Raw genomic sequence first — 812 nt, forward strand, 5'->3', positions numbered from 1 at the left:
CGCAACAGCGCACGACCGATCTTGGTCTCGACCTCGTGGGCGATGTACCGGCGCAGCGGCCGCGCACCGTAGACAGGGTCGAAACCGTGTTCGGCGATCAGCCGGCGTGCCTCCGGCGTGATATCCAGGTGTATCTGGCGCTCCGACAACCTGTTCCGAAGATCGGCGAGCTGCAGTTCCACTATGTACTCGATCTGGGGCAGCGTGAGCGGGGAGAACAACACGATGTCGTCGACCCGGTTGAGGAATTCGGGGCGGAAATGCCCGCGCAGTTCCGCCAGCACCCGCTCCCGGGCGTCCGGCTTGATTTCGCCGTCGGCTGTGACCCCCTCGAGGAGATGCTGGGATCCGATGTTGGAGGTCATGATGATCACCGTGTTCCGGAAATCGACTTGCCTGCCTTGAGAATCGGTGATCCGGCCGTCGTCGAGCACCTGCAGCAGGGTATTGAAGACGTCGGCGTGGGCCTTCTCGATCTCGTCGAAGAGCACCACGGAGTACGGCTTACGCCGCACCGCCTCGGTGAGCTGGCCACCTTCGTCGTACCCGACGTACCCGGGAGGTGCACCGATGAGCCGACTCACCGTGTGCCGTTCCTGGTACTCGCTCATATCGAGGCGCACCATGTTGTCTTCACTGTCGAATAGGGCGCTGGCCAGCGTCTTTGCAAGCTCGGTCTTTCCCACGCCCGTCGGGCCCAGGAAAATGAACGAACCGATCGGCCGGCGCGGATCACGGATACCGGACCTCGCCCGGATCACCGCGTCCGCGACCAGTTGCACCGCCTCGTCCTGACCGACGACCCTCTCGTG

Annotated in this window: 1 protein-coding gene; it reads right to left on the reverse strand. The window is 63.7% G+C overall.

Annotated elements, in window-relative coordinates; all coding sequences use genetic code 11:
- Positions 1-812 (reverse strand): AAA family ATPase (locus tag G8767_RS35235; RefSeq protein WP_166814284.1); only part of this gene is annotated, 812 nt, incomplete at both ends.

This window comes from Rhodococcus sp. IC4_135 (assembly GCF_011602025.1).
In the GTDB taxonomy this organism is placed as follows: Bacteria; Actinomycetota; Actinomycetes; order Mycobacteriales; family Mycobacteriaceae; genus Rhodococcus_F; species Rhodococcus_F baikonurensis.